General features: G+C 60.1%; 28 protein-coding genes. 7 read left to right on the forward strand and 21 right to left on the reverse strand.

Going from position 1 to position 25571, the window contains the following annotated elements:
* Positions 1 to 223: 223 nt before the first annotated feature.
* The 3 genes from clpB to rluD all read right to left on the reverse strand — a co-directional run bounded on the left by clpB (position 224) and on the right by rluD (position 4624).
* Positions 224 to 2788, reverse strand: coding sequence for an ATP-dependent chaperone ClpB (gene clpB / locus HX805_RS12280; protein ID WP_003215904.1), 2565 nt, complete (start codon positions 2786 to 2788; stop codon positions 224 to 226).
* A 151-nt stretch (positions 2789 to 2939) separates the two neighbouring features.
* Positions 2940 to 3665, reverse strand: coding sequence for a peptidoglycan editing factor PgeF (gene pgeF, locus HX805_RS12285; protein ID WP_177116884.1), 726 nt, complete (start codon positions 3663 to 3665; stop codon positions 2940 to 2942).
* The gene (gene rluD / locus HX805_RS12290; RefSeq protein WP_003215899.1) at positions 3662 to 4624 is read right to left on the reverse strand and encodes a 23S rRNA pseudouridine(1911/1915/1917) synthase RluD; all 963 of its coding nucleotides are present in this window, start codon (positions 4622 to 4624) and stop codon (positions 3662 to 3664) included. Before rluD ends, pgeF begins: the two co-directional genes overlap by 4 nt.
* Positions 4625 to 4773: 149 nt before the next feature.
* Between rluD and HX805_RS12295 the strand changes: the two genes are divergently transcribed.
* Together HX805_RS12295 and HX805_RS12300 are read left to right on the forward strand one after the other, a co-directional pair.
* Positions 4774 to 5799, forward strand: coding sequence for an outer membrane protein assembly factor BamD (locus HX805_RS12295; RefSeq protein ID WP_177116885.1), 1026 nt, complete (start codon positions 4774 to 4776; stop codon positions 5797 to 5799).
* Positions 5800 to 5925: 126 nt separating this feature from the next.
* Positions 5926 to 6159: a PP0621 family protein gene (locus HX805_RS12300; RefSeq protein WP_026078011.1), complete on the forward strand. Its 234-nt coding sequence runs from the start codon at positions 5926 to 5928 to the stop codon at positions 6157 to 6159.
* Here HX805_RS12300 and thiO read toward each other — a convergent pair.
* The 5 genes from thiO to pilV form a co-directional block, all read right to left on the reverse strand.
* On the reverse strand, positions 6146 to 7255 hold the full coding sequence (gene thiO, locus HX805_RS12305) for a glycine oxidase ThiO (protein WP_003215894.1): 1110 nt from the start codon (positions 7253 to 7255) through the stop codon (positions 6146 to 6148). The two genes, HX805_RS12300 and thiO, sit on opposite strands and share 14 nt — an antisense overlap.
* A gap of 62 nt (positions 7256 to 7317) precedes the next feature.
* Positions 7318 to 7719, reverse strand: coding sequence for a type IV pilin protein (locus tag HX805_RS12310; protein WP_003215892.1), 402 nt, complete (start codon positions 7717 to 7719; stop codon positions 7318 to 7320).
* Between the two features lie 12 nt (positions 7720 to 7731).
* The gene (locus HX805_RS12315; RefSeq protein WP_177116886.1) at positions 7732 to 8259 is read right to left on the reverse strand and encodes a PilX N-terminal domain-containing pilus assembly protein; all 528 of its coding nucleotides are present in this window, start codon (positions 8257 to 8259) and stop codon (positions 7732 to 7734) included.
* A gap of 7 nt (positions 8260 to 8266) precedes the next feature.
* Positions 8267 to 8974 (reverse strand): PilW family protein, encoded by a 708-nt coding sequence (locus HX805_RS12320; RefSeq protein WP_134327338.1) that lies wholly within the window; start codon positions 8972 to 8974, stop codon positions 8267 to 8269.
* Positions 8971 to 9447 (reverse strand): type IV pilus modification protein PilV, encoded by a 477-nt coding sequence (pilV, locus tag HX805_RS12325; RefSeq protein WP_177116887.1) that lies wholly within the window; start codon positions 9445 to 9447, stop codon positions 8971 to 8973. The genes HX805_RS12320 and pilV overlap by 4 nt, the downstream gene beginning before the upstream one ends.
* A gap of 218 nt (positions 9448 to 9665) precedes the next feature.
* Here pilV and HX805_RS12330 point away from each other — a divergent pair, with 218 nt between their 5' ends.
* Entirely contained in the window at positions 9666 to 10247 is a 582-nt protein-coding gene (locus HX805_RS12330; RefSeq protein ID WP_008432843.1) for a GspH/FimT family pseudopilin, read from the forward strand.
* Here HX805_RS12330 and ispH read toward each other — a convergent pair.
* The 6 genes from ispH to murJ form a co-directional block, all read right to left on the reverse strand.
* The gene (ispH, locus tag HX805_RS12335) at positions 10201 to 11148 is read right to left on the reverse strand and encodes a 4-hydroxy-3-methylbut-2-enyl diphosphate reductase (RefSeq protein ID WP_003215881.1); all 948 of its coding nucleotides are present in this window, start codon (positions 11146 to 11148) and stop codon (positions 10201 to 10203) included. The two genes, HX805_RS12330 and ispH, sit on opposite strands and share 47 nt — an antisense overlap.
* A gap of 116 nt (positions 11149 to 11264) precedes the next feature.
* Positions 11265 to 11702 (reverse strand): FKBP-type peptidyl-prolyl cis-trans isomerase, encoded by a 438-nt coding sequence (fkpB, locus tag HX805_RS12340; RefSeq protein ID WP_003215879.1) that lies wholly within the window; start codon positions 11700 to 11702, stop codon positions 11265 to 11267.
* 7 nt (positions 11703 to 11709) lie between these two features.
* Positions 11710 to 12219 carry a signal peptidase II gene (gene lspA / locus HX805_RS12345; protein WP_093204931.1) on the reverse strand — a complete coding sequence of 170 codons (510 nt, stop codon included), beginning with the start codon at positions 12217 to 12219 and terminating at the stop codon, positions 11710 to 11712.
* Positions 12212 to 15043, reverse strand: a complete 2832-nt coding sequence (ileS, locus tag HX805_RS12350; RefSeq protein ID WP_177116888.1) for an isoleucine--tRNA ligase — start codon at positions 15041 to 15043, stop codon at positions 12212 to 12214. Before ileS ends, lspA begins: the two co-directional genes overlap by 8 nt.
* Before the next feature lie 13 nt (positions 15044 to 15056).
* Positions 15057 to 15995 carry a bifunctional riboflavin kinase/FAD synthetase gene (gene ribF, locus HX805_RS12355; protein ID WP_003215874.1) on the reverse strand — a complete coding sequence of 313 codons (939 nt, stop codon included), beginning with the start codon at positions 15993 to 15995 and terminating at the stop codon, positions 15057 to 15059.
* A gap of 118 nt (positions 15996 to 16113) precedes the next feature.
* The gene (gene murJ / locus HX805_RS12360) at positions 16114 to 17652 is read right to left on the reverse strand and encodes a murein biosynthesis integral membrane protein MurJ (RefSeq protein ID WP_003215872.1); all 1539 of its coding nucleotides are present in this window, start codon (positions 17650 to 17652) and stop codon (positions 16114 to 16116) included.
* A gap of 254 nt (positions 17653 to 17906) precedes the next feature.
* Here murJ and rpsT point away from each other — a divergent pair, with 254 nt between their 5' ends.
* On the forward strand, positions 17907 to 18185 hold the full coding sequence (gene rpsT / locus HX805_RS12365) for a 30S ribosomal protein S20 (RefSeq protein WP_003215870.1): 279 nt from the start codon (positions 17907 to 17909) through the stop codon (positions 18183 to 18185).
* A 100-nt stretch (positions 18186 to 18285) separates the two neighbouring features.
* Here rpsT and HX805_RS12370 read toward each other — a convergent pair whose 3' ends face one another.
* The 5 genes from HX805_RS12370 to rplU form a co-directional block, all read right to left on the reverse strand.
* A complete protein-coding gene (locus HX805_RS12370) occupies positions 18286 to 18750 on the reverse strand; it encodes a CreA family protein (RefSeq protein WP_008432835.1) in 465 nt (154 codons plus the stop codon).
* A gap of 17 nt (positions 18751 to 18767) precedes the next feature.
* Positions 18768 to 19886, reverse strand: a complete 1119-nt coding sequence (gene proB / locus HX805_RS12375) for a glutamate 5-kinase (RefSeq protein ID WP_003215866.1) — start codon at positions 19884 to 19886, stop codon at positions 18768 to 18770.
* Positions 19887 to 20009: 123 nt separating this feature from the next.
* Complete coding sequence (gene cgtA / locus HX805_RS12380) at positions 20010 to 21233, reverse strand: Obg family GTPase CgtA (protein ID WP_003215864.1); 1224 nt, start codon at positions 21231 to 21233, stop codon at positions 20010 to 20012.
* 193 nt (positions 21234 to 21426) lie between these two features.
* Positions 21427 to 21702: a 50S ribosomal protein L27 gene (gene rpmA / locus HX805_RS12385; RefSeq protein ID WP_003215862.1), complete on the reverse strand. Its 276-nt coding sequence runs from the start codon at positions 21700 to 21702 to the stop codon at positions 21427 to 21429.
* 34 nt (positions 21703 to 21736) lie between these two features.
* Positions 21737 to 22051 (reverse strand): 50S ribosomal protein L21, encoded by a 315-nt coding sequence (gene rplU / locus HX805_RS12390; protein ID WP_003176051.1) that lies wholly within the window; start codon positions 22049 to 22051, stop codon positions 21737 to 21739.
* A 239-nt stretch (positions 22052 to 22290) separates the two neighbouring features.
* Between rplU and HX805_RS12395 the strand changes: the two genes are divergently transcribed.
* The 3 genes from HX805_RS12395 (at position 22291) to HX805_RS12405 (ending at position 24244) form a co-directional block, all read left to right on the forward strand.
* Positions 22291 to 23259, forward strand: a complete 969-nt coding sequence (locus tag HX805_RS12395) for a polyprenyl synthetase family protein (protein ID WP_003215860.1) — start codon at positions 22291 to 22293, stop codon at positions 23257 to 23259.
* 188 nt (positions 23260 to 23447) lie between these two features.
* Positions 23448 to 23789 carry a zinc ribbon domain-containing protein YjdM gene (locus tag HX805_RS12400; RefSeq protein WP_003215858.1) on the forward strand — a complete coding sequence of 114 codons (342 nt, stop codon included), beginning with the start codon at positions 23448 to 23450 and terminating at the stop codon, positions 23787 to 23789.
* A 197-nt stretch (positions 23790 to 23986) separates the two neighbouring features.
* Complete coding sequence (locus tag HX805_RS12405; protein ID WP_003215856.1) at positions 23987 to 24244, forward strand: hypothetical protein; 258 nt, start codon at positions 23987 to 23989, stop codon at positions 24242 to 24244.
* Between the two features lie 54 nt (positions 24245 to 24298).
* Here HX805_RS12405 and HX805_RS12410 read toward each other — a convergent pair whose 3' ends face one another.
* Entirely contained in the window at positions 24299 to 24916 is a 618-nt protein-coding gene (locus HX805_RS12410; protein WP_003215854.1) for an FKBP-type peptidyl-prolyl cis-trans isomerase, read from the reverse strand.
* Between the two features lie 113 nt (positions 24917 to 25029).
* Positions 25030 to 25518, reverse strand: a complete 489-nt coding sequence (locus HX805_RS12415) for a TIGR00645 family protein (protein WP_003215853.1) — start codon at positions 25516 to 25518, stop codon at positions 25030 to 25032.
* Positions 25519 to 25571 lie beyond the last annotated feature (53 nt).

Genomic DNA, 25571 nt, shown 5'->3' on the forward strand with positions numbered 1-25571 from the left:
GAGGCGCGCTATTCTACAATCTTAAAAACCCCTGTCAACCCTTTAAATTGCTTTTAAGACAATGATTTGCGCTTCTTTCTGATTTCTCCTTGGGGAGAAGAAACCGTTGGGCTGACGTTGCTGCGGGGCGCACTTTACAAGCCTTTGCCTTACAGTTCAACGCCCTATCGAAAAAAAAGGCCCCGCAATGCGGGGCCTCTTCTTATAGCAGTACCGCTTGGGCTTAGTGGAAGACGATTTCGTCGTTCTCCACCGTCGCCTCGACGCTGGTGCCCGGCATAAAGCTGCCCGACAGGATCAGCTGCGCCAACGGGTTCTCGATCCAGCGCTGGATCGCACGTTTCAACGGCCGTGCGCCATAAACCGGGTCGTAACCAACCGCGATCAGCTTGTCCAACGCCTCGCGGCTCAGCACCAGGGACAACTCGCGCTCCGCCAGACGGCTGCGCAGGCGGCCCAACTGGATCTCGGTAATGCCCGCGATCTGATCCCGCGCCAGAGGCTCGAAGATCACCACTTCATCGACCCGGTTGATGAACTCCGGCCGGAAGTGGCTGGTCAGCGCGTCCATTACCGCTGCACGCTGGGCCTCACGATCACCCACCAGCTCCTGAATCTGTACCGAGCCCAGGTTGGAGGTCATCACGATCACCGTATTGCGGAAGTCCACGGTGCGCCCGTGACTGTCCGTCAGGCGGCCATCTTCCAGCACTTGCAGCAACACGTTGAACACATCCGGGTGGGCCTTCTCGACCTCGTCCAAGAGGATCACCGAGTAAGGCTTGCGCCGTACCGCCTCGGTCAGGTAACCGCCTTCCTCGTACCCTACATAGCCTGGTGGCGCCCCGATCAGGCGAGCCACGGAATGTTTCTCCATGAACTCGGACATATCGATCCGCACCATCGCCTCTTCGGTATCGAAGAGGAATTCAGCCAGGGCCTTGCACAACTCGGTCTTGCCCACGCCGGTCGGGCCGAGGAACATGAACGAGCCGCTCGGACGGTTCGGGTCGGACAACCCGGCCCGCGAACGCCGCACCGCGTTGGACACCGCGACCACCGCCTCTTCCTGGCCGATGACGCGCTGGTGCAACAGGCTTTCCATCTTCAGCAGCTTGTCGCGCTCGCCTTCGAGCATTTTCGACACCGGGATACCGGTCCACTTCGAGACGACTTCGGCGATTTCTTCCTCGGTCACCTTACTGCGCAGCAGCTGGTTCTCGGGCTTGCCGTGCTGGTCGACCATCTGCAGGCTACGCTCCAGGTCCGGGATCACCCCGTACTGCAACTCGGCCATGCGGTTCAGGTCGCCTTTACGGCGGGCTGCTTCCAGTTCCTGACGGGACTGCTCGATCTTTTGCTGGATCTGCGCAGAACCCTGCACTTCGGCTTTTTCCGAGGTCCAGATTTCTTCGAGGTCCGAATACTCGCGTTCCAGGCGAACAATTTCTTCCTGGAGTTTTTCCAGGCGTTTCTTCGCCGGCTCGTCTTCTTCTTTCTTCAGGGCCTGGGATTCAACTTTCAGCTGAATCAGGCGCCGATCCAGACGGTCCAGCACTTCGGGCTTCGAATCGATCTCCATCCGAATGCGGCTGGCCGCTTCGTCGATCAAGTCGATGGCCTTGTCCGGCAACTGCCGATCAGTGATGTAGCGATGGCTCAGTTTCGCCGCCGCGATGATCGCACCGTCGGTGATCGCGACTTTATGGTGGACCTCATACCGCTCTTTCAAGCCACGCAGGATCGCGATGGTGTCTTCTTCGCTCGGTTCTTCCACCAATACTTTCTGGAAGCGACGCTCAAGGGCCGCGTCCTTCTCGATGTACTGGCGGTATTCGTTCAGCGTGGTCGCACCCACGCAATGCAACTCGCCCCGCGCCAGTGCCGGCTTGAGCATGTTGCCCGCGTCCATCGAGCCTTCGCCTTTACCGGCGCCGACCATGGTGTGCAGTTCGTCGATAAACAGAATGATCTGCCCTTCCTGCTTCGACAGTTCGTTCAGCAGGGATTTGAGGCGCTCTTCGAACTCGCCACGGAACTTGGCGCCGGCAATCAGCGACCCCATGTCCAGGGACAGCAGGCGCTTGCCTTTAAGGCCGTCCGGCACTTCACCATTGATGATGCGCTGGGCCAGGCCTTCGGCAATCGCGGTTTTACCCACGCCAGGTTCGCCGATCAGCACCGGGTTGTTCTTGGTGCGACGCTGCAGGACCTGGATGGTGCGACGAATTTCGTCGTCACGGCCGATCACCGGGTCAAGCTTGCCTTCTTCGGCGCGCTTGGTCAGGTCGACGGTGTATTTGTCCAGGGCCTGGCGGGACTCCTCGTGGTTAGGGTCATTTACCGCCTCGCCGCCGCGCAGGTTGTTGATGGCGTTTTCCAGGGCTTTTTTGCTCACGCCCTGGCCCAGCAACAATTTGCCGAGTTTGCTGTTGTCGTCCATCGCGGCGAGCAGCACCACTTCACTGGAGATGAACTGGTCACCCTTTTGCTGCGCCAGTCGATCCGCCTGGTTAAGCAGACGCGCCAGATCCTGGGACATGTTCACGTCGCCAGTCGGGTTTTGGATTTTCGGCAGTTGGTCGAGCTCTTTGCTCAACTCCTTGCGCAGGCTGTTGACGTCGAAGCCCACCTGCATCAGCAAGGGTTTGATGGAACCGCCTTGCTGCTCCAGGAGCGCTTGCATCAAGTGCGCAGGCTCGATGGCCGGATGATCCAGGCCAACCGCCAGAGATTGGGCATCGGATAAAGCCAACTGCAATTTGCTGGTTAAACGATCAATACGCATTAGTCACCTTCCTTTTGAGCAGGCCGGAGCTATGAACAAACACATCCTGAATGAAGAAACCTGCCAGATACCCTTATAGATGGGGTGGATTCTGGAAGATTCAAGCGGGCGACCGCTGACTTGCGTCAGGATTGACCCAAGTCAAAGGAGTCTAGCGTTCAAGCCAGACAAGGGAGGCAAACCGACCGGTGCGCGGGCTGCGACGGTAGGAATAGAAGCGGGGATCCGTCACGGTGCACAAGCCGCCACCGTACACGGCAGTGACGCCGCGGGCGGCAAGCCGCAGGCGGGCCAGCTGATAAATGTCGGCCATGAACTTGCCCGGGTTCTGACTGGGCACGAACGCCTCAATCGTTTCCGGAAGTTGCTGCATAAAGGTTTCACGCACTTCCGGGCCGACTTCAAAGGCTTGCGGACCGATGGCCGGCCCCAGCCACACCAGTACGTCGGCAGGCTCGGTATCCAGGCTTTCAACGGTCGCTTCCAATACGCCAGCGGCCAGGCCACGCCAGCCGGCATGGGCTGCCGCGACGCGGGTACCGGCGCGATTGCAAAACAAGGCAGGCAGGCAATCAGCCGTCATCGAAGTGCAGGCGATGCCCGGAGTGCTGGTCCAACTGCCATCGGCTTCGGCAGTCCGGCCGGGATCCGCCTCGACGACAACCACACCGTGAACCTGGCGCAACCAGGCGGGCTGGATATTGAAGGCAGCGCAGAGACGACGGCGATTTTCGAGCACGGCTTCGAGGCTGTCCTCGACATGATCGCCGAGATTTAGGCTGTCGAACGGCGCCACGCTGACGCCGCCCGCACGGGTGGTAACGCAGGCTTTCACCCCGGCCGGCGCGGGCCAGTCAGGAATCAGCCAGTCACTCATCCGATAAACGCCTCGCGATCCTGCTTGAGCAGCGACAACAACCAGACAAAATCGTCTGGGAGTGGCGATTCCCAGCTCATCCGTTTACCGCTCGTCGGATGATCCAGCTCCAGGAAGCGTGCATGCAGCGCCTGGCGCGGGAAGGTTTTCAGCGAATCAACCATGGTTGCACTGGCCGCCGGCGGAATGCGGAAGCGGCCACCGTAGGCCGGATCTCCGACCAACGGGAAGTTGATGTGCGCCATGTGCACCCGAATCTGGTGGGTACGACCGGTTTCCAGCTTTACCCGCACGTGAGTGTGGGAGCGGAAACGCTCAAGCACGCGGTAGTGGCTGACGGCTTGCTTGCCGCCTTCCATCACCGCCATGCGCTGGCGCTGCTGGCCGTGGCGGCCGATCGGGGCATTGATTTTGCCACCGGCGGTTACCACGCCGATCACGATGCATTCGTAGATCCGGCTGACGCTGCGGCTCTGCAGTTGTGTGACCAGCTGCGTCTGCGCCTGAATGGTCTTGGCTACCACCATGAGGCCGGTGGTGTCCTTGTCCAGGCGGTGCACGATGCCGCAGCGCGGGACATTGATGATGTCCGGCACGTGGTGCAACAAGGCATTGAGCAGCGTGCCATCAGCGTGCCCGGCGGCCGGGTGAACCACCAGGCCGGCAGGTTTGTTGATCACCAGGATGTCGTCGTCTTCATAGACGATGTCCAGTTCAATGTCCTGGGCGATCCATTCTCCCTGGGCTTCCTGCTCGGCAGTCAGCTCAAGAATCGCACCACCATGGACTATGTCTCGCGGGCGGATAACCGCTCCATCCACAGTCAGGCGGCCGTCTTTGATCCAGGCGGAAAGGCGCGAGCGCGAGTGCTCAGCGAATAATTGTGCGGCGACTTGATCGAGGCGTTGGCCGCCCAATTCGGACGGCACCTCTGCGCGAAGTTCAATTTTATCGGACATGCTCAGACTAGGCGTGGCACAGCCTTTGGTTTCGGCTGCGCGCTTGTGGTTAAATACGGCGTCTTTTGCCCCGAGGCTTTCCAAGGGGCGCTCATCATAACAGGACGGCCCCGCCCAAGACAGCGGCCGTCATAGGGACGCAAGCCGCCATGCAAGTGAAACACCTGCTGCTGATCGCCATCCTCGCCATGACTGCTGCTTGCTCGTCAACAAAGGAAGTCGTCGACGAAAACCTGAGCGAGGTCGAGCTGTACCAACAAGCTCAGACCGACCTGAACAACCACAGCTACACCAGCGCCACGGCAAAACTGAAGGCACTGGAGTCGCGGTATCCGTTCGGGCGTTACGCCGACCAGGCCCAGCTCGAGCTGATCTACGCCAACTACAAGAACGCCGAGCCGGAAGCTGCCAAGTCCGCCGCCGAGCGTTTTATCCGCCTGCACCCGCAGCATGCGAACGTGGACTACGCCTACTACCTCAAGGGCCTGACCTCGTTTGACCAGGACGTTGGCCTGCTGGCGCGCTTCCTGCCGCTGGACATGACCAAGCGTGACCCGGGCGCTGCCCGCGACTCCTACAACGAGTTCGCCCAGTTGACCAGCCGCTACCCCAACAGCCGCTACGCGCCGGACGCCAAGCAGCGCATGATCTACCTGCGCAACCTGCTGGCTTCCTACGAGATCCACGTAGCCGACTACTACCTGACCCGCCAGGCGTATGTCGCTGCCGCCAACCGTGGCCGTTACGTAGTGGAAAACTTCCAGGAAACCCCATCGGTGGGTGACGGCCTGGCCGTGATGACCGAGGCTTACCAGCGCCTGCACCTGGACGCCCTGGCGGCCACCAGCCTGGAAACCCTGAAGCTCAACTACCCGGACCACCCAAGCCTGAAGGACGGCCAGTTCGTACCGCAGGTTGCCGAAGCCGACAACCGCTCGTGGTTGAGCAAGTACACCCTGGGCCTGATCGAGTCCCGTCCACCGCTGCCGCCGGGCGAAACCCGCGCCAACCAGGACATCATCAAGCAATACCAGGACGCCAAGGATTCGATTCCATCGGACCTCAAGCCGCGTGACGAAAACGGCGACATCATCGAAGAGCAAGGGCCTCAAGCCCTGGGCAATAACGAAGATCGCTCGTGGTTCAGCTACATGACTTTCGGTATCTTTGACTGATTGTTCGCCGCGATGCAAAAAGGGAGCTCCTCGGAGCTCCCTTTTTTATTGCGCTGCATAATTGCGCTGTGCGCCCATCACGTCCTTGGCTAAACTGCGGGATTCCTTGTCGAGAAGCTGCCCACCATGGTTCGTCTACTGTTCTGGATCGCCGTTATTGCTGCCGCGGTATGGTTTTGGCGCAAATTCAAAAGTCCGGCCGCCAAACAGCAGCGGCCCAGCGAACAGGGCCCGATCCAGATGGTTCGTTGCGCCCACTGTGGCCTTCACCTGCCACAGGATCGAGCCTTGAGCCTGCGCCAGGAATGGTATTGCACCCAGGCGCATCTGGAGCAAGGGCCGAAATCTATCCAGCGTTGATTCGGCCTGCCGGCGCATACGGGGCCGGATCAATGATCGGCTCATGTCCCAGCAACAAATCGGCAAACAGTTGGCAGGACGCCGGCGCCAGCACCAGGCCGTTGCGGTAGTGACCGCAGTTGAGCCACAGCCCGTCGAAACCTGGCACCTTGCCAATATACGGAATGCCCTCCGGCGAGCCGGGCCGCAAACCGGCCCAATGCCCCACCACTTCGGCATCGGCCAGGGCCGGAATCAACTCGACGGCAGAGGCTTTCAGGCTTTCCAGTGCAGAGTCGGTGGGCGTCTTGTCGAACCCCTCGTGCTCCAGCGTGCTACCAATCAGAATGTGCCCATCCCGCCGGGGAATCGCATAACGCCCCTTGGCCAGGACCATGCACGACAAGAAGTCCGACGCACACTTGTACAAGATCATCTGCCCCTTGACCGGCTCCACGGGCAACTCAAGCCCCAGGCGGCCCAGCAACTCACCGCTCCAGGCGCCGGCGGCCAGCACTACCTGATCGCCATGGATCGGCCCGAGCGCCGTATTCACCCCAACAACCTTGCCGCCCTGCTGAATAAACCCATCAACCGCACACTGCTCGTGAATCGTCACGCCCGGCAGGGCCAACAAGGCCGCCTTGAGGGATTTGACCAACCGCGGATTACGCACATTGGCCACATCCGCCATATAGATCGCCTGGGAAAACCCGGCACCCAGCACCGGCACAGCGTCATGGGCAGCTGAAACATCCACCTTGCTCAGCGGGCGCCCTTCGCGGGCTGCCCAGGCAAGCGCCTCGGTTTCATCATCCAGGTCCAGCCAATACAGGCCGGTGGTGTGAACTTCCGGGTCAATGCCAGTGGCCGCGAACAGACGCTCTGCCAGTTGCGGGTAAAAATCCTGGGACCAGTGCGCCAGGGCCGTCACGGCCGGGCTGTAGCGCCACGGGTAGAGCGGGGAGACAATGCCGCCGCCGGCCCAGGAAGACTCCTGACCGACCGCCGAACGATCCAGCAACACAACCGCTTGCCCTTGGGTCGCCAGGTTGAACGCCGTCAACAACCCGATTACCCCACCACCCACAACCACTACTTGCTGTTGCTTAGCCATTGTTCGATCCAGCCGATAAAAAGAAAAAGGCACGCCCGGCGCCCAATCGTCCAGCTTCCTCATCATTGCCCCCAGCACGCCTTGCGCGTCATATCAGGCGCGGCTCCCGGATTGCTTCGCGCACCGGTACTGCTCAGGCTGAAGGCGGCACAGGGATCGCCCGCCATCACCGAGTCAATTGCCGGCGTGGCAAGCAGAACGAAATCCTGAGGGTTCAATGCAGGGGTGATTCTATAGCGATCATTGCCGGCGATGACGCCAGTCGCATCAATAAAAGTGCCGTTCCTCGCGTAATAACGCTCAAGGTACTGTGCCTGCTCACTCAGCAACCCGGCAATTTCCGCGCGATAGACCTTTTTCATATGGCTGAGATACCCGGGATAGGCGACGCCCGCCAGGAGTCCGACGATCGCCACGGCGATCAGTAATTCGATCAGGGTGAAGCCTGTGCAATCCTTGCCCATCGTGCTGCTCACCTATTGAAGTTGTCGCCACATGATTCGTCGAAAACGCTCGCCGGGCCCGCTGCCCACACGGGCATACACAGACTCCAGGACGGAGCGTGAGTGCCCACTGACGCCCACTGATGTCACGCGATAGACGGTGGCCTGGGCCTCTGCCGGGAGCTGAGCCAAACCCGTTCCCGGCCCCAGGTTTTGAATACCGTAGACGCCATCTTTCATCCCTATCCAGGTCACAGTCGATACGGGATTCGTCCCCGGCCCCACTACCGAAACCGATTCGGCAGGTGGCGCGCACGCAGCCATCGAGTGGCAAGGGCGCAGGGCGAAACCTGACACCTGCACCAAAGACTCGCCAAGCCTGAGGCCGCTTTCAGCCTGCTGAAACGACTGGTTGCGCTGCCGAAGGCTGCCGGTAATTTTTTCTTGCGAGATTGCTCCCTGCATCGAAGACACTCCGAGGAGTGCCAACAGCAGCAGGAATACCAGGCTGATCAGCAAAACCATGCCTGCCTGCCTCGAACGGGAGAGGTAATAACCCATGGGCACGCTACTCCAGGCGATTACGTAGTGCCGCGACCACGCTGTAGGCCTGGTCTTTCACCAACCCATTTGGATCCTGAAGTGTCAGCAGAATCCGCACGCTGCGGATGAGCGACTCATCGCCGGGGTTGGGGTCATATCGGCTGACAACCGTTGAGCCTGGCTTCTCGGCCACGCCGAAACTGATATCGAATGCCCCCACGTTATCCACCAGCACCGCTTTGCTCGGGGCCGCCAGCGTACTGAACTTCAGCTGCCCGCCCTCAAAGGTGTAGGTCAGCTTGCGCAGTGGGAAGTGGATTTGCCCGGGCGTCGCTGCCGGCGGGCTTCCAACATAGGCGTGGGCAGAGCCGGTGCAATCGGAAAGCACCGTCCAGTCCGGCTTGCTGCCACCCTCCCCGACGTCGGCGGTCACCAGCGTCAGGGACCGGGAACTGCCGGTGGTACTCCATCCAATGGGACGATCAAAACCTGCGGGAGCGTTGCTGATTGATGCAGCGGACAAGCAACCAAACATGCCCGCCTGGCGTATTTCCTGAATCAGCTTGCCAAGGGCGAACCGTGCATCATCCTGCAACAGCGAAGCCGCACTCTGGCTGGCATAAGTGGTTCGGGAGCTGAGTGCAATCTGGGTCACCCCCAGGATCAACATCAGGCCGAGGGCCAATGCCAGCAGCATCTCCACCAGGCTGAAACCGCACACTGGACCTCTCATGGCAACACCCTCGGGTCGACTGCAACCCGGCTGGTCAGGGTGAATGTTTCCCGGGTGCCTTGAGCCTTCGCTCCACGGGAATCGTCCCAACTGATGCTGATGGTCACTTCTCGCTGATTGACCGCAACCGACCCCTTGGCGCTTTCCCCGGCGAACCCGACGATATTCGCTTCAAAGTCGTGCAGGTCCAGATCACGCACACTCGCGACCGAGGTACTGGAGGGCGCGCGTTCACCCTGATCCCAGGAGTAATCAGCACCCGAATTGGCGCGGATCCGGTCGAGCATGTCGTAGGCAATGAAACTGGCCTGACTGGTCATCCTGGAACTGTCGGTGTATTTCAATGCATTGAGCTGAATGACTGCCGCCCCTAGCAGGCCGACAGCGAGGATCAGCACAGATACCAGGACCTCGATCAGGGTCATTCCGGCCTGGGTCGGTTGCGGGTGGGGCGTTACGGGAAAAGCGTTCATTACCATCGCCATCCATGTCGAAGGTCATCAGAAAGCAGCGCAAACCTGCTGTGCGACGCAAGACTAGCGCCGGTATTGCCTGGGCGCTGCCCCCCGGAACAAAGCGAAATACTTTGGACAGAATGGCCACCATTCGACCCGCCGGACTGGGCGCTATAACTATGTCTGCCATCCGGCACCGACTGAAAAAGCACACCGCGTCCACGGAGGGACGGCCCATGAAACAACGAGGTTTCTCGCTGATTGAACTGATACTCGGCCTGTTCCTGAGCGGCATCCTGGCCAATCTGGCAGTGCCGAGCCTCAAGGGGCTGCTCGAGTCGCAACGACGCCAGAGCGCCGCCGAATCCCTTGCCGGCGGACTGCGTTATGCCCGCACAGAAGCCATCGCACGCAATCGCACGGTGGTTATCCATGCATTGGACGATGACTGGAGCCGGGGTTGGAGGGTGATACTGGACCTGAACGGTCGCGGCCATCTGGACGACAAAAACCCGGTGCTGCTGGAGCGCCAGGACAGTGGGCAGATACCGATTGTGGGGAATACGCCGGTGAGAACCCAGATACGCTTCAGCAGCCTGGGTGAACCGCTGCTGTCAGCAGGGGCATTCAGCGCCGGCACCGTCCACGTGTGTGCGACGGACCAGCAACTGAGCCTGTATCAAATAGTGCTGGCCGCCAGCGGGCGTATCAGCCTGCGCAGTAACAAGACCGAGCAGGCTTTGTGCCGGGGCTATGCCGGCACTCTGGGCCTCAGAGCAGCGAACGAACCCGCAGCTCCTTGGGCATGGAGAAAGTGATGTTCTCTTCACGGCCAGCCAGTTCATCAGCGCCCGTGGCGCCCCAGGCCTGCAGTTGCTGAATAACGCCACGCACCAGGACTTCCGGGGCCGACGCCCCGGCAGTGATGCCAATGCGTTCGACACCGTCGAACCAGCTGCGCTGCATGTCTTCGGCACCATCGATCAGGTAGGCCGGGGTGGCCATGCGCTCGGCCAGTTCGCGCAGGCGGTTGGAGTTGGAGCTGTTGGGGCTCCCCACCACCAGCACAACATCGCATTCGTCGGCCAATTGCTTGACCGCATCCTGGCGGTTCTGGGTGGCGTAGCAGATGTCATCCTTGCGTGGACCGCCGATGGCCGGGAAGCGCGAGCGCAAGGCATCGATGACGCGGCTGGTGTCGTCCATGGACAAGGTGGTCTGGGTAACGAAAGCCAGCTTTTCAGGGTTGTGCACCTGCAATGCAGCGACGTCTTTTTCGTCTTCCACCAGGTAGATCGCACCACCATTGCTGCCATCGTACTGGCCCATGGTGCCCTCGACTTCCGGGTGACCGGCGTGGCCGATCAGGATGCACTCACGACCATCACGGCTGTAGCGCGCGACCTCGATGTGCACCTTGGTCACCAGCGGGCAGGTGGCGTCGAACACTTTCAGGCCACGGCCTGCTGCTTCGGTGCGTACCGCCTGGGAAACGCCGTGAGCGCTGAAGATGACGATAACGTCGTCCGGCACCTGGTCCAGTTCTTCAACGAAGATGGCCCCGCGGCTGCGCAGGTCTTCGACCACAAACTTGTTGTGGACGACTTCATGGCGCACGTAAATCGGCGGCCCGAAAACTTCCAGGGCGCGGTTGACGATTTCAATCGCCCGGTCCACGCCGGCGCAGAAGCCACGGGGGTTGGCGAGTTTGATTTGCATGCTGTGCCTCGTGTCTTGCCCTGTAGGATCGAGCTTGTGTGGCGAGGGCGCTTGCTCCCGCTGGGCTGCGAAGCAGCCCCAACAAGCTCGCCCCTGCAGTAGGCCGATTTCGTTAGTTACAGCGCTTTAACGTCGATGATTTCAACATCAAAGGTCAAGGTTTTCCCGGCCAACGGGTGGTTGAAGTCGATGGTCACTTGCGCGTCATCAAAGGCTTTCACCACACCCGGCAGCTCGGTATTCGCCGCATCGTTGAAGATCACCAGCAAGCCTTCCGACAGCTCCATGTCCTGGAACTGCGAACGCGGGATGATCTGCACGTTTTGCGGGTTGGGCTGGCCAAAGGCGTTTTCCGGCAGGATCTGCAGGTTGCGCTTGTCGCCGGCCTTGAAACCGAACAGTGCCGCTTCGAAACCCGGCAGCAGGTTGCCGTCGCCGACCTTGAAGGTCGCCGGGGCCTTGTCGAACGTGCTGTCGACCGTGTCGCCATTCTCCAGGCGCAATGCGAAATGCAAGGTGACTTCCGTGTTCTGGCCAATGCGTTGCTCAGCCAATACCTGTTCAGTCATGAACGGTCTCTCCGGTTTTCTTGCTTTTGAACATATCCAACGCCAGCATGATTGCACCGACGGTGATCGCGCTGTCGGCAAAGTTGAACGCCGGGAAGTACCAGCGGTTCTGCCAATGCACCAGAATAAAGTCGATCACATGGCCCAGGGCAATGCGGTCGTACAGGTTGCCCAATGCGCCACCCAGCACCAGCGCCAACGCAATGGCCAGCCAGGTGTCGTTACGCCCCAGGCGCTTGAGCCAGACTACCAGCACGGCACTGACCACCACGGCGATCAGGGCAAACAACCAGCGCTGCCAGCCGGAGCTGTCAGCCAGGAAGCTGAACGCAGCGCCGGTGTTGTAGGCCAGGGTCCAGCTGAAGTAGTCGGGAATCACCACGATCTGCTGGTACATCTCCAGGGCGCCTTCGAAGTGAGCCTTGCTGAGCTGGTCAATGACCAGCACCAGCACGCTCAACACGAGCAAGCCCAGGCGTCCAAAACGACTGGCTTCAGGCATAGTGACGAACCTCGCCAGCGCCAGAGATGTTGTCGACACAGCGACCGCAGATTTCCGGATGCTCAGGGTTCACGCCGACATCTTCACGGCAGTGCCAGCAACGGGCGCACTTGGCGAAGGAGGACTTGACCACCTTGAGCTTGAGACCCGGGACTTCGGTCGCGACTGCGTCTGCAGGCGCCTGGGCAAACGGCGCCAGGCTGGCGGTCGAGGTGATCAGGACGAAGCGCAGTTCGTTGCTCAGCTTGGCCAGGTCGGCAGTCAGGCCTTCTTCGGCAAACAGCGTGACTTCGGCCTGCAGGTTGCCGCCAACGGCCTTCGCCGCGCGCTGCACTTCCAGCTCCTTGTTCACGGCAACCTTGACGGCCATTACGCCTTCCCAGTACTCGCGGCCCAGCTCGAAGTCGGCCGGCAATTCGGTCAGGCCTTCGTACCAGGTGTTGAGCATCACGGACTCGTTCCGCTCGCCCGGCAGGTATTCCCACAGTTCGTCGGCGGTGAATGCCAGGATCGGGGCGATCCAGCGCACCAGCGCTTCAGAGATGTGGTACAGCGCGGTCTGCGCCGAACGGCGGGCCTTGCTGTTGGCTCCGGTGGTGTACTGGCGGTCCTTGATGATGTCGAGGTAGAAACCACCCAGCTCCTGCACGCAGAAGTTGTGGATCTTCGAGTAGACGTTCCAGAAGCGGTATTCGCCGTAGTGCTCTTGCAGCTCGCGCTGCAGCAACAGGGTACGGTCCACGGCCCAACGGTCCAGGGCGAGCATTTCCTCGGCCGGCAGGATGTCGGTGGCCGGGTTGAAACCGGTCAGGTTCGACAGCATGAAGCGTGCGGTATTACGGATCCGGCGGTAGGCATCGGCGCTGCGCTGCAGGATCTGCTCGGAAACGGCCATCTCGCCCGAATAATCGGTAGAGGCAACCCACAGGCGCATGATGTCGGCGCCCAGGGTGTCGTTGACCTTTTGCGGCGCGATCACGTTGCCCAGGGACTTGGACATCTTGCGACCGTTCTCGTCGACGGTGAAACCGTGGGTCAGCAGCTCGCGGTACGGGGCGTGATCGTCGATCGCGCAACCGGTCAGCAACGAGGAGTGGAACCAGCCACGGTGTTGGTCCGAACCTTCCAGGTACAGGTCGGCACGCGGGCCGGTCTCGTGGCCCATCGGGTGCGAGCCGCGCAGTACGTGCCAGTGGGTGGTACCCGAGTCGAACCAGACGTCGAGGGTGTCGCTGATCTTGTCGTACAGCGGCGCTTCGTCGCCCAACAGCTCGGCGGCGTCCAGTTTGAACCAGGCTTCGATGCCCTCTTGTTCAACACGCTGGGCCACCACTTCCATCAGCTCGACGGTACGTGGATGCAGCTCGCCGCTTTCCTTGTTCAGGAAGAACGGGATCGGCACGCCCCAGTTACGCTGGCGGGAGATGCACCAGTCCGGACGGTTGGCGATCATCGAGTGCAGGCGCGCCTGACCCCAGGCCGGAACGAACTTGGTGTCTTCGATCGCCTTGATCGCACGCTTGCGCAGGGTTTCGCCGCTGGTCGGCTCTTTGTCCATGCCGATAAACCACTGCGCAGTGGCGCGGTAGATCAGCGGGGTCTTGTGACGCCAGCAGTGCATGTAGCTGTGGGTGATGGTTTCGGTGTGCAGCAGCGCACCGACTTCAGCCAGCTTGTCGACGATCGCCGGGTTGGCCTTGAAGATGAACTGGCCGCCGAAGAATTCCAGGGACGGCACGTACACGCCGTTGCTTTGCACGGGATTGATGATGTCGTCGTTGACCAGGCCGTACTGCTTGCAGATCACAAAGTCGTCTACGCCATAGGCAGGCGAGCAGTGAACCACGCCGGTGCCGGCGCCCAGTTCGACGTACTCGGCCAGGTAGATTGGCGACAGACGGTCGTAGAACGGGTGACGGAAGTTGATCAGCTCCAGCGCGGACCCGGTAGTGGTCGCGATCACCGAGCCTTGCAGGTTGTAGCGGGCCAGGCACGCCTCCACCAGCTCTTCAGCCAGCACCAGCAGTTTGTCACCGACGTCCACCAGGGCGTAGGTGAATTCCGGGTGCACGTTCAGCGCCTGGTTGGCCGGGATGGTCCACGGGGTGGTGGTCCAGATCACAATAGAGGCTGGCTTGGCCAGGCTCGCCAGACCGAAGGCTTGCGCCAGTTTGGCTTCGTCGGCGATCGGGAAGGCCACGTCGATGGTCGAGGACTTTTTGTCTTCGTACTCGACTTCGGCTTCAGCCAGGGCCGAGCCGCAATCGAAGCACCAGTTCACGGGCTTGAGGCCCTTGAACACGAAACCGCCCTTGACGATTTCGGCCAAGGCGCGGATTTCACCGGCCTCGTTCTTGAAGTTCATGGTCTTGTACGGGTTGGCCCAGTCGCCCAACACCCCCAGGCGGATGAATTCGGACTTCTGCCCTTCGATCTGCTCGGTGGCGTAGGCACGGCACAGTTCGCGGGTTTTATCCGCGCCCAGGTTCTTGCCGTAGGTCACTTCGACCTTGTGTTCGATCGGCAGGCCGTGACAGTCCCAGCCCGGGACATAAGGCGCGTCGAAACCCGACAGGGTTTTCGAGCGAACGATCATGTCCTTGAGAATCTTGTTCAGCGCATGACCGATATGAATCGTGCCGTTGGCATAAGGAGGGCCGTCGTGCAGGACGAATTTCGGACGATCCTTGCCAATCTCGCGCAACTTTCCGTACAGGCCAATACTGTCCCAGCGCTGCAGGATCTGCGGTTCGCGCTGTGGCAGGCCGGCCTTCATTGGGAAGGCGGTGTCCGGAAGGTTTAGCGTGGCTTTATAGTCGGTCATTTAAGGCTCTTCATTAGCGATGGGCGCTAGGTGCGGCTAGTGCACGGGCGGCGGCGACATCCGCATTGATCGCCGTTTTCAACGCCTCCAGGGAGGCGAAACGCTGCTCTTCACGCAGCTTTTGGTGGAAAGCCACCGTCAAACGCCGGTCATACAAATCACCGGCAAAATCCAAAAGGTGAACTTCCAGGTGGGCTTTGCCATCACCTGCAACCGTGGGCCTGACGCCTATGTTGGCGACTCCGGGCCACGATTGGCCGTCGATGTCGACACTCACCAGGTAAACCCCGGTCAGTGGCACACGACGGCGCTTGAGCTGCACGTTGGCGGTTGGCGTGCCCAGTTGGCGCGCCAGCTTCTGGCCGTGCAGCACCCGCCCGGCAATCCGGAACGGGCGACCGAGCAAACGCTCGGCCAAGGCGAAGTCGGCAGCGGCCAGGGCGTTACGCACCTGGGTACTGCTCACGCGCAGGCCGTCCAGTTCGACGGTTTGCGCGGCTTCGACGGTAAAACCCTGGGTGACGCCGGCCTGTTGCAGGAAATCGAAATCCCCTACCCGGTCGCAACCGAAACGGAAGTCGTCACCGACCTCCAGGTGCTGCACGCCGAGGCCGTCCACCAGGATACGGTCGACGAACTCGGCGGCGCTGAGGCTGCGCAAGCGCTGGTTGAAAGCCAGGCAGAGGACGCGGTCCACACCTTCTTCAGCCAGCAGTTGCAGCTTGTCCCGCAGGCGGGCCAGACGCGCCGGCGCCGTCTGCGGGGTAAAGAATTCTCGCGGCTGTGGTTCAAAAATCACCACGCAGCTGGGCACGCCCAACTCAACCGCACGCTCACGCAGGCGGGCCAGGATAGCCTGGTGGCCACGGTGAACACCGTCAAAGTTGCCAATAGTGGCGACGCAGCCCCGATGCTGGGGGCGCAGGTTGTGGAGACCTCGAACCAGCTGCATAACGCGCTTCTTGCTCATAAAGTGGTCGATTATAACCACACCCGGCCCCGGACGACAGGCAACAGCGCAGGCCATTTGCGCGAATCGATAAAACAACCGTCTTATCGACGAAAAGTCTCTAGCTCAGCGACTTGCGATTGAAATCCCGCAAGCGGAAGCCCATCAGCAGCAACATGCCGAAGTACACCAGCACACCAGCCGCCACCAACGCTCCCAGGCGCATGAAGCGCTCGAGCATATGGCCCTGCTCCCAGGCCGGCATGAAGTGCATCAGGCCCAGCAGTACCGCGGCCATCGTCCCCACCGCCACCACCAACTTGAGCGCAAACAAGCCCCAGCCCGCCTGAGGCTGGAACATTTTCTGTTTACGCAGCTGATAAAACAGCAGCCCGGCGTTGATGCAGGCCCCCACACTGATCGCCAGCGCCAGCCCGGCATGCTTCAGCGGACCGATGAACGCCAGGTTGAGCAGCTGGGTAACCACCAGGGTGAAGATCGCGATCTTTACCGGGGTACGGATGTTTTGTTGAGCATAAAAGCCGGGAGCCAGCACCTTGATCACGATAATGCCCAGCAGCCCAACGGAATAGGCGATCAGCGCACGCTGGGTCATCGAGGCGTCAAACGCAGTGAACTGGCCGTACTGGAACAGCGCGACCGTCAGTGGCTCGGCGAGCAACCCCAGGGCCACGGCACACGGCAGCACCAGCACGAAGCACAGGCGCAGGCCCCAGTCGAGAATCCGCGAATATTCGTGGCGGTCTTTGCTGGCATAGGTGCGCGACAGCGTTGGCAGCAGGATGGTGCCGAGTGCCACGCCGAGCACGCCGGACGGCAATTCCATCAGACGGTCGGCGTAGTACATCCACGACACCGAACCCGAGACCAGCAGCGAGGCGAAGGCGGTGTTGATGATCAGGGAAATCTGGCTGACGGAAACCCCGAGGATGGCCGGCAGCATGTTGCGCATCACCCGCCAGACACCGGTGTCCTTGAGATTCAAACGCGGCAGCACGAGCATGCCGATTTTCTTCAGGTGCGGCAGCTGGTACAGCAGTTGTGCCAGGCCACCAGCCAGGACCGCCCAGCCGAGGGCCATCACAGGCGGATCGAAATACGGTGTCAGGAACAGCGCAAAAATAATCATGCTGACGTTAAGCAGGGTCGGCACGAAGGCCGGCACCGAGAAACGGTTCCAGGTATTGAGGATCGCCCCGGCCAGGGACGACAGGGAAATCAGCAATATATAAGGAAAGGTCACCCGCAACAGATCAGTGGTCAGGGCGAATTTTTCCGGTGTATTGGCAAAACCGGGGGCCGTGGCCCAGATCACCCAGGGCGCGGCGAGCATCCCGGCGATCGTCACCAGCGTCAGCACCAACGTCAGCAAACCCGAAACATAGGCAATGAAGGTGCGGGTCGCCTCCTCGCCTTGCTGGGCCTTGTACTCCGCCAGAATCGGCACGAATGCCTGGGAAAAAGCCCCCTCGGCGAAGATCCGCCGCAGCAGGTTGGGCAGTTTAAAGGCAATAAAGAAGGCATCCGTGGCCATGCTGGCGCCAAAAATACGTGCCAGCAGCGTGTCACGCACAAACCCCAGAACCCGGGAAATCATAGTGATAGAGCTGACAGCGGCCAACGATTTGAGCAGATTCATTGAAAGAGTTTTTGCCTATAGATAAAGAGCAGGCGAACAAACGGCCCACATATGCGATACTCCGCGCCTGCAACAAGCACAGAGCCAAAGCTCGCGAGTTTACAGGTCAAGCGCCGGAAATAAATCACCCGCCTCTTAAGATCGACCACTCAGCAGTTCGCATCACACGCCCTTGACAAGACTTCAACTCATCGGCATGATTCGCGGCCTATTTTGTTTGCTATTTCCTAAAAAGTCTTTCGAGGAGCTCGACGGTGGCCAACACACCTTCCGCCAAAAAACGTGCAAAACAGGCTGAGAAGCGTCGCAGCCACAACGCCAGCCTGCGTTCCATGGTTCGTACCTACATCAAGAATGTAGTTAAAGCCATTGACGCAAAAGACGCTGAAAAAGCTCAAGCTGCTTACGTTCTGGCTGTGCCAGTTATCGACCGTATGGCCGATAAAGGCATCATCCACAAGAACAAAGCTGCTCGCCATAAAGGTCGTCTGAATGGCCACATCAAGGCTCTGAACCTTGCTGCTGCAGCCTAAGCGATAAGCTTGTTAAAAAACCGACCCCAGGGTCGGTTTTTTATTGCCTGCGATTTGGGAAAGCCAAAAAAAGAGCCGGCATGCCGGCTCTGCTTCAGATTTATTGCGCTGTGGGCCACGGCAAGATCGGAATCGCCGTCACCGCATTCTGCGGGCTGCCTTCGATCAAGCGGTCGCTGTAGACCAGATACACCAGGGTATTGCGCTTCTTGTCGAGGAAACGCACCACCTGCATGGTCTTGAAGACCAGGGACGTGCGCTCCTTGAACACCTCATCCCCATCCTTCAGCTCGCCCTTGAAGCGAATCGCACCTACCTGGCGACAGGCAATCGACGCCTCGGCGCGATCCTCCGCCAGACCCAACCCACCCTTTACCCCGCCCGTCTTGGCGCGAGACAGGTAGCAGGTCACGCCATCCACCTTCGGGTCATCAAAGGCCTCGACCACGATCCGGTCATTGGGGCCGACAAACTTGAACACCGTCGACACCTGGCCAATCTCTTCGGCCGACGCCAGCAACGGCATCGCCAGCAGCAAACCGAGCAATCCCTTCATTACGCGCATCGAGACTTCCTTTTTACTTAAACCAGAATCAGGTTATCCCGGTGAACCAGCTCCGGCTCAGCCATGTAACCCAACAGACCGACAATCGCCTCAGACGACTGCCCGATGATTTTCTGCGCCTCAAGGGCGCTGTAGTTGGCAAGGCCACGGGCAATCTCACGACCGTCCGGCGCCACGCACACCACCATTTCGCCACGGCGGAAGCTGCCCTGGACCAGTTTTACACCCACCGGCAGCAAGCTTTTGTTGCCTTGGGACAACGCTGAAACCGCACCAGCATCCAACACCAGGGTACCGCGCGTCTGAAGATGCCCCGCCAGCCACTGCTTGCGCGCCGCCAGCATGCCACGCTCAGGCGACAGCAGCGTACCGATGCGCTCGCCCGCCTTGAGGCGATCCAGCACCCGCTCAATCCGACCGCCAACGATGATGGTATGCGCGCCGGAACGCGCCGCCAGCCGTGCCGCACGCAGCTTGGTCTGCATGCCGCCACGCCCCAGGGCACCGCCGACACTGCCAGCCACCGCATCCAGCGCCGGATCATCGGCACGCGCTTCGTAAATCAGCTGGGCCTCAGGGTTATTGCGCGGGTCAGCGTCGAACATGCCGTCGCGATCCGTGAGGATCACCAGCAAATCAGCCTCAACCAGGTTGGCCACCAGCGCTGCCAGGGTGTCGTTGTCACCGAAGCGAATCTCGTCGGTCACCACGGTGTCATTCTCGTTGATCACCGGGATCACCTTGAGTTCAACCAGGGCACGCAGGGTGCTGCGGGCGTTCAGGTAGCGCTTGCGGTCGGACAAGTCGTCATGGGTCAGCAGAATCTGCGCCGTGTGGCGCCCGTGCTCGGCAAAGCTGGACTCCCAGGCCTGCACCAGGCCCATCTGACCAATGGCAGCAGCGGCTTGCAGCTCGTGCATCGCGCTGGGTCGCGCGGTCCAGCCAAGGCGGCTCATGCCGGCGGCAACCGCCCCGGACGACACCAACACCAACTCGACGCCGGCCTCATGCAAGGCCACCATCTGGTCCACCCAGACACTCATGGCCGCACGATCCAGCCCCTTGCCATCCGCCGTCAGCAGCGCGCTACCGATCTTAACGACCCAACGCTGCGCACCTGTCACCTTGCTCCGCATCATCTTCAACCTTAGATAGAGGGCCGCGCGACCCAGCGCCGCCCATAACGTTATTCGTGACTACCGATTTCCAGATACCAAAACGCCGCTCGATTGAGCGGCGCTTAAGTTTACTGCAACGAATCAGTCGCGCACGTAAATGATTTCCGGACCATCTTCATCATCCACGTCTTCCTCGTCCCAATCATCGTCACCGATATCATGGACCGACTTGACGCCACTGCGACGCAGGGCACGCTGATCATCCAGCGCCTGCAACTGGGCACGAGCCTCGTCTTCGATGCGCTGATCCAGTTCAGCCAGCTCGGCCTTGTAGACAGGGTCGGCGGCCAGGCGATCGGCACGGTCTTCGAGGTAACGCATGATGTCGCGAGTCAGGCGCTCAGTGCCTTCTTTGGCAATGGCCGAGATCACGTAGACCGGACCGGTCCATTCCAGGCGATCAACGATCTCCTTGACGCGCTCTTCGTGCTCTTCCTCGAGGATCTGGTCGCACTTGTTCAGCACCAACCAGCGATCACGCTCAGCCAGGGACGGGCTGAACTTGGTCAGCTCGCTGACGATCACTTCAGCAGCGTCCGGTGCACTGGTGTCATCCAGCGGCGCCATGTCGACGAGGTGCAGCAGCAAACGGGTGCGGGACAAGTGCTTGAGGAAACGGATCCCCAGGCCTGCGCCGTCGGAAGCGCCTTCGATCAGGCCCGGAATGTCCGCAACCACGAAGCTTTTCCAGCGGTCAACGCTGACCACACCCAGGTTCGGCACCAGGGTAGTGAACGGGTAATCGGCGACTTTCGGCTTGGCAGCAGACACCGAGCGAATGAACGTACTTTTGCCGGCATTCGGCAGACCCAGCAGGCCCACGTCAGCCAGCACCTTCATTTCCAGCTTCAGGTCACGCTGCTCGCCTGGCTTGCCCGGCGTGGTCTGGCGTGGCGCACGGTTGGTACTGGACTTGAAACGGGTGTTGCCCAGACCGTGCCAGCCGCCATGAGCCACCAGCAGGCGCTGACCGGCTTTGGTCAGGTCACCAATGACTTCCTGGGTTGCGGAGTCGATCACGGTGGTACCAACCGGAACCCGCAGCACCAACTCTTCGCCTTTTTTACCGGTGCAGTCAGTGCTGCCGCCGTTGGAGCCACGCTCGGCATCAAAGTGCCGGGTGTAACGGTAGTCCACCAGGGTGTTGAGGTTTTCGTCGGCGATCATGTAGACCGAGCCGCCATCACCACCATCACCACCGTTAGGACCACCGTTTTCGATGAATTTTTCCCGACGGAAACTCATGCAACCGTTACCGCCGTCGCCAGCTTTTACTCGGATCGAAACTTCATCAACGAACTTCATAACAAAACGCCTCTCGCCACACGGACGAGCTTAAGAAACCAAGACATAAGACTCTTGCAAAAATGAGCGCAGCGACCTCAAGCAACGACCGCAAATCCACTGCTTTCGCCCATCACAAACAGCTTTGCAAGAGACTCACCCCACAAACGAAAAAGCCCCGTCGCGAGACAGGGCTTTTCCAGCAACTACGTAATTATGCCGCGACGACTTCAGTCTTCGGGACAATGCTCACGTAACGGCGGTTGAAAGCGCCTTTTACTTCAAACTTGATCACGCCGTCGATTTTAGCGAACAGAGTGTGATCTTTACCCATGCCAACACCGTAACCGGCGTGGAATTGGGTGCCGCGCTGACGCACGATGATGTTGCCCGGAATGATAACCTGGCCGCCATACATCTTCACGCCAAGGCGTTTGGCTTCTGAGTCGCGACCGTTACGGGTACTACCACCAGCTTTTTTGTGTGCCATGAGTCAATTCTCCTAGTGAGGAATTAGGCTGAAATTAAGCCTGAATACCGGTGATTTTGATCTCGGTGTACCACTGGCGGTGGCCCATACGCTTCATGTGGTGCTTACGACGACGGAACTTGATGATGCGGACTTTATCGTGACGACCTTGGGAGATCACTTCAGCCACAACGGTAGCGCCTGCAACAACTGGAGCGCCGATGTTCACGTCATCGCCATTGGCGACCAACAGAACGCGATCAAAAGTAACGGATTCGCCAGTAGCGATTTCCAGCTTCTCGATCTTCAGGTATTCACCTGGGGCGACCTTGTATTGCTTGCCACCAGTAACAATTACTGCGTACGACATGGTATTTCTCCGATAATCCTGCTCACCCAGCGCTTTATAAGAAGAGGTATTGGCTGGCATGGCTGCATGGGATGGACGTCCCGAATGCAATTGCGTAAGGCAGGTGCTGCCCAGGAAGTTCAGGGTGCGCGATTGTACGCAAGCTATGGAGGTGTTGCAAGTAGCCGTCTATCGCGCCTTGACACTACGGGACGCGGGTCCTAGCATGCCGCGCAACCCTTCTGGAGCGACTGTCGCTGATGCAACCCCAAGCTTTCTACCGCGCGGTGGCGGACGATTTTAGCGCCGTCGACGGCATCATCAAGAAGCAGCTGACTTCTAAAGTGCCGCTGGTCTCCAAAATTGGCGACTACATTACGTCGGCCGGCGGTAAACGCCTGCGTCCTTTATTAGTGTTGCTGTGTGGCAAGGCCCTGGGCCGCGAAGGCGATGACCTGCGCCTGCTGGCCGCGACCATCGAGTTCCTGCACACCGCCACCCTGCTGCACGACGACGTGGTCGACATGTCCGGCATGCGCCGTGGTCGCGAGACGGCCAACGCGATGTGGGGCAATGCGCCGAGCGTGCTGGTGGGCGACTTCCTGTACTCGCGCTCGTTCGAAATGATGGTCGAGCTGGGCTCGATGCCGGTGATGAAGATTCTTTCACAGGCCACGCGCATCATCGCCGAAGGCGAAGTGTTGCAGCTGTCGAAGGTTCGCGACGCCAGCACCACCGAAGAAACCTACATGGAAGTGATTCGCGGCAAAACCGCGATGCTCTTCGAAGCCTCGACCCACAGCGCCGCCGCCCTGTGCGAAGCGACGCCCGAGCAGAGCGAAGCCCTGCGCACCTTCGGCGATCACCTGGGCGTGGCCTTCCAGCTCGTGGACGACCTGCTGGACTATCGCGGCGACGCCGAAACCCTGGGCAAGAACGTCGGTGACGACCTGGCCGAGGGCAAGCCGACCTTGCCACTGATCTACACCATGCGCGAAGGCACGCCGGAACAGGCCGCCCTGGTGCGCAAGGCGATCCAGAAAGGCGGGATCGAAGACCTGGAAAGCATCCGCGAAGCCGTGGAAGCCTCGGGTTCCCTCGAATACACCGCGCAACTGGCCCGTGACTACGTGGCTCGCGCGATCCAATGCCTGGAAGCCCTTCCAGCCAGCGAATACCGGGACGCCCTGGTTGAGCTGAGTGAGTTCGCGGTCGCCCGTACTCACTGATTCTGCTCTGCTCCATGCAGGAGCTGGCTTGCCTGCGACTGCATCACCGCGGTGTAACAGACAAACCGAGGTGCCTGCATCGCAGTCAAGCCAGCTCCCGCAGCGTTCTCTGGCGTTGATGCCCCCTGCCCGGCTAAAACCCTATACAATGTGCGCTTTTTAGCCATCCTGAAACCAAAGGAGCTTTAGTGAGCACGTTGCCACCCTGCCCGAAATGCAATTCCGAATACACCTACGAAGATGGCGCCCAGCTGATTTGCCCGGAATGCGCCCATGAGTGGGCCGTCGGCGGCGAAGCCGAGGCGGCCAGCGATGAATCCGTGAAGAAAGACTCTGTGGGCAACGTCCTGCAGGACGGCGACACCATCACCGTGATCAAGGACCTCAAGGTCAAGGGCACGTCCCTGGTGGTCAAGGTCGGCACCAAGGTCAAGAACATCCGCCTGTGCGATGGCGACCACGATATCGACTGCAAGATCGACGGTATCGGCCCGATGAAACTTAAGTCCGAGTTCGTCCGCAAGGTCTGAATATGCTGCCTCCATCCCGTGCCCTGCACGGGATGGCGCTTCACCCTCCCCGCGTCAGTTCCGCACTGGCGGCAAAAGGCCAGGCCTTTTGATCAAAAACAATATCCACACAGAAAAGTCCGGAAATGGCCAATAGGGACTTGCTATTCTACGAATAAGAATTATTCTCATTGAAACCCATCAAGGAGATACTTCCCATGACTTATTTGATCGATGCCTGGCTGGACCGTCCACACCCTTACTTGCGAATCCTCCATCGGGAAACCGGGGAAGTCTGCGCGGTGCTGGAAGAAGAGGCGTTAAGCGAACTGCAGGATCAGGGCGACCTGGACGTCAATGGCCTGAGTTCCAGTGAGCCCGGGGTGCTGAAGGAAGTGGTGAGAAATCTGTTTCTGTTCTGCTATGCCCGAGCGTTGCGCCCGGTGACGGATCTCAATGGCAAGTTTCATCCATGAGCAACCGCGCAAAACACTGCAGGAGCGAGCAGGCTCGCTCCTGCAGGTAAGGTCTTACAGAACGTCGAGCAGCTCGACGTCAAACACCAGAACGCTGTGCGGCGGGATGCTGCCAACGCCTTGAGCGCCGTAAGCCAGTTCGCTCGGCACGTACAGGCGCCATTTGCTGCCGGCATTCATCAGTTGCAGGGCTTCGGTCCAGCCGGCGATCACGCCGCCAACCGGGAATTCCGCAGGCTGGCCGCGCTCGTAGGAGCTGTCGAACACAGTGCCGTCGATCAGGGTGCCGTGGTAGTGAGTCCGCACCTGGTCTTCACGGGTCGGCTTGGCGCCGCTACCTGCAGTCAGCACTTCAAATTGCAGGCCGGAAGCCAGGGTGGTGATGCCGTCACGCTTGGCGTTTTCAGCCAGGAAAGCCAGGCCTTCGCCAGCAGCAGCTTCAGCCTTTGCAGCGGCTTCGGCTTGCATGATTTCGCGGATGACCTTGAAGCTGGCGGCCATTTGCTCCTGGTCCACACGGCTAGGCTTGCCGGCAAAAGCGTCGGTCAGGCCAGCCAGGATCGCGTCCAGGCTCACGCCCGGTGGCGGGTTGTCGCGCAGCTGGTCGCCCAACTGACGGCCAATGCCGTAGCTCACGCGGGTTTCGTCGGTGGACAGATTAACTTCGGACATGGAAAGGCTCCGCTGTAGGACGACACAGGTGCCGTCCAAACTAAAAGGGCGAGCAGACTAGCACACAAGCCACGCCCTTGATGAGCCCCGCGCAGGAGAGCGCCAGGGGCTGATTAATGCTTGGTAACCTTGTCCAGGTAGCCCATGGCAAACGCCGACACCACGAAGGTCATGTGAATGATCACGTACCATTTCAGGTGCTCGGGATCGACGTTCTTGGCGTCCATGAACACCCGCAGCAGATGGATCGACGAAATCGCCACGATGGACGCCGCGACCTTCATCTTCAGCGACGAGGAGTCCATGGTCCCCAGCCAGTTGAGCTTCTCCTTGCTTTCGTCGATGTCCAGCTGGGAGACGAAGTTCTCGTAGCCGCTGATCATCACCATCACCAGCAGGCCGCCCACCAGGGCCATGTCGATCAACGACAGCAGCACCAGGATCACATCCGACTCGCTCATGGTGAACACGATGGGAATCACATGAAACACTTCCTGGAAGAACTTCAGGCCCAGCGCCAGCAGCCCCAGGGACAGCCCGAAATAGATCGGCGCCAACAGCCAGCGTGAGGCATACATTGCATTTTCGATAAAGCGTTCCATTGAATCTCACACAGCTTGGCTAAAAATGGCGGCGAGTATACCAGCCGCACCCA

The organism is Pseudomonas sp. G5001, assembly GCF_013385475.1.
Lineage (GTDB): Bacteria > Pseudomonadota > Gammaproteobacteria > Pseudomonadales > Pseudomonadaceae > Aquipseudomonas.

Coding starts and splice junctions, on each gene's coding strand:
- clpB (WP_003215904.1), bottom strand. CDS start 2,788: ATGCGTATTGATCGTTTAACCAGCAAATTGCAGTTGGCTTTATCCGAT.
- pgeF (WP_177116884.1), bottom strand. CDS start 3,665: ATGAGTGACTGGCTGATTCCTGACTGGCCCGCGCCGGCCGGGGTGAAA.
- rluD (WP_003215899.1), bottom strand. CDS start 4,624: ATGTCCGATAAAATTGAACTTCGCGCAGAGGTGCCGTCCGAATTGGGC.
- HX805_RS12295 (WP_177116885.1), top strand. CDS start 4,774: ATGCAAGTGAAACACCTGCTGCTGATCGCCATCCTCGCCATGACTGCT.
- HX805_RS12300 (WP_026078011.1), top strand. CDS start 5,926: ATGGTTCGTCTACTGTTCTGGATCGCCGTTATTGCTGCCGCGGTATGG.
- thiO (WP_003215894.1), bottom strand. CDS start 7,255: ATGGCTAAGCAACAGCAAGTAGTGGTTGTGGGTGGTGGGGTAATCGGG.
- HX805_RS12310 (WP_003215892.1), bottom strand. CDS start 7,719: ATGGGCAAGGATTGCACAGGCTTCACCCTGATCGAATTACTGATCGCC.
- HX805_RS12315 (WP_177116886.1), bottom strand. CDS start 8,259: ATGGGTTATTACCTCTCCCGTTCGAGGCAGGCAGGCATGGTTTTGCTG.
- HX805_RS12320 (WP_134327338.1), bottom strand. CDS start 8,974: ATGAGAGGTCCAGTGTGCGGTTTCAGCCTGGTGGAGATGCTGCTGGCA.
- pilV (WP_177116887.1), bottom strand. CDS start 9,447: ATGAACGCTTTTCCCGTAACGCCCCACCCGCAACCGACCCAGGCCGGA.
- HX805_RS12330 (WP_008432843.1), top strand. CDS start 9,666: ATGAAACAACGAGGTTTCTCGCTGATTGAACTGATACTCGGCCTGTTC.
- ispH (WP_003215881.1), bottom strand. CDS start 11,148: ATGCAAATCAAACTCGCCAACCCCCGTGGCTTCTGCGCCGGCGTGGAC.
- lspA (WP_093204931.1), bottom strand. CDS start 12,219: ATGCCTGAAGCCAGTCGTTTTGGACGCCTGGGCTTGCTCGTGTTGAGC.
- ileS (WP_177116888.1), bottom strand. CDS start 15,043: ATGACCGACTATAAAGCCACGCTAAACCTTCCGGACACCGCCTTCCCA.
- ribF (WP_003215874.1), bottom strand. CDS start 15,995: ATGCAGCTGGTTCGAGGTCTCCACAACCTGCGCCCCCAGCATCGGGGC.
- murJ (WP_003215872.1), bottom strand. CDS start 17,652: ATGAATCTGCTCAAATCGTTGGCCGCTGTCAGCTCTATCACTATGATT.
- HX805_RS12370 (WP_008432835.1), bottom strand. CDS start 18,750: ATGCGCGTAATGAAGGGATTGCTCGGTTTGCTGCTGGCGATGCCGTTG.
- proB (WP_003215866.1), bottom strand. CDS start 19,886: ATGCGGAGCAAGGTGACAGGTGCGCAGCGTTGGGTCGTTAAGATCGGT.
- cgtA (WP_003215864.1), bottom strand. CDS start 21,233: ATGAAGTTCGTTGATGAAGTTTCGATCCGAGTAAAAGCTGGCGACGGC.
- rpmA (WP_003215862.1), bottom strand. CDS start 21,702: ATGGCACACAAAAAAGCTGGTGGTAGTACCCGTAACGGTCGCGACTCA.
- rplU (WP_003176051.1), bottom strand. CDS start 22,051: ATGTCGTACGCAGTAATTGTTACTGGTGGCAAGCAATACAAGGTCGCC.
- HX805_RS12395 (WP_003215860.1), top strand. CDS start 22,291: ATGCAACCCCAAGCTTTCTACCGCGCGGTGGCGGACGATTTTAGCGCC.
- HX805_RS12405 (WP_003215856.1), top strand. CDS start 23,987: ATGACTTATTTGATCGATGCCTGGCTGGACCGTCCACACCCTTACTTG.
- HX805_RS12410 (WP_003215854.1), bottom strand. CDS start 24,916: ATGTCCGAAGTTAATCTGTCCACCGACGAAACCCGCGTGAGCTACGGC.
- HX805_RS12415 (WP_003215853.1), bottom strand. CDS start 25,518: ATGGAACGCTTTATCGAAAATGCAATGTATGCCTCACGCTGGCTGTTG.